The organism is Clostridium phoceensis, assembly GCF_001244495.1.
Classification (GTDB): Bacteria; Bacillota; Clostridia; order Oscillospirales; family Oscillospiraceae; genus Lawsonibacter; species Lawsonibacter asaccharolyticus.
Map to the genome: position 1 here is coordinate 2,533,457 of NZ_LN866274.1, position 1,391 is coordinate 2,534,847.

1 protein-coding gene is annotated in these 1,391 nt (G+C 69.4%); it reads left to right on the top strand.

Features of this window, described 5'->3' with window-relative positions:
• Nucleotides 1–1,391 (top strand): glucoamylase family protein (locus BN1969_RS18060; protein ID WP_272867232.1); only part of this gene is annotated, 1,391 nt, incomplete at both ends.

A 1,391-nucleotide genomic window follows, 5' to 3' on the forward strand; every position in this document is an offset into this window, starting at 1 on the left:
CCCCCGCCGTAGGGCTGGCCACCTTTCTGCTGGCGGAGCTGCGGATCGGCAGCCTGGCGGGGCTGCTGTGGATGGCGGCTCCCGCCGCCGCCTGGTGGATCAGCCGGCCCAGTGGAAAGCGGGCGGGACTGGCCCCGGGGGACCGGGCCTTCCTGCTTCACCAGGCCACCCTGATCTGGCGCTACTTTGCCAGCTTCCTCCGGGAGGAGGACCACTGGCTCCCGCCGGACAACTGGCAGGAGAAGCCGGCGGCGGGGCTGGCCCGCCGGACCTCCCCCACCAACATCGGGCTGGCCCTGCTCTCCGTGATGGCGGCGGTGGATCTGGACCTGCTGCCCCAGGACCAGGGGGCGGGGCTGATCCGCCATGTCCTGAACACCGTGGAGGGGCTGGAGAAGTGGCGGGGCCACCTCTACAACTGGTATGACACTGTCTCTGCCAGGCCCATGGCCCCCCGGTATATCTCCACCGTGGACAGCGGGAACCTGTGCGGCAGTCTGATCGCCCTGGCGGCGGGACTGGAGGAGTGGGGAGAGGGGGAGCTGGCCGCCCGGGCCCGGGCGCTGTCCGGCGCCATGGAATTCCGCCCCCTGTACGACCCCGACGGCAGGCTGTTTTTCATCGGCTGGGAGGCGGAGCGGGACCGTCCCACCCCCGGCCACTATGACCTGATGGCCAGCGAGGCCCGGCAAACCAGCTACGTGACCGTGGCCCGGGGAGAGGTCCCGCCCCGGCACTGGCGCCGGCTGAGCCGGATGCTGCTGGGGGACAACGATTACAGCGGCATGGCCTCCTGGACCGGGACCATGTTTGAATATTTCATGCCCAATCTGCTGCTGCCCTGTGAGGAGAACTCCTTGATGTACGAGTCGCTGGCCTTCTGCGTCTATGCCCAGAAGCGCCGGGGGGCCAGGACCCACACCCCCTGGGGGATCTCGGAATCGGGATTTTTCGCCTTTGACCCGGGGATGACTTATCAGTACAAGGCCCACGGCGTTCAGGCCCTGGGTCTGAAGCGGGGGCTGGACCAGGAGCTGGTGGTGGCGCCCTACGCCTCCTTCCTCGCCCTCCCCATGGCCCCCAAAAGCGCGGTGCGCAACCTGCGCCGGCTGTGCGCCCTGGGGCTGGAGGGGCGGTTCGGCCTCTATGAGGCGGCCGACTTCACCCCCTCCCGCCTGTCAGGGGGCAGCAACTTTGAGATCGTCCGATCCTATATGGCCCACCACCTGGGCATGAGCCTGGTGGCCATCGACAACGCCCTGACGGAGGACGTGATGCAGCGGCGCTTCCTGTCCGACCGGACCATGGCCGCCTACCGGGAGCTGCTCCAGGAGCGGGTCCCGGTGGGAGCGCCTGTCATGCGCCGCCGGGACGGGGCGGCGCCGGAGCGC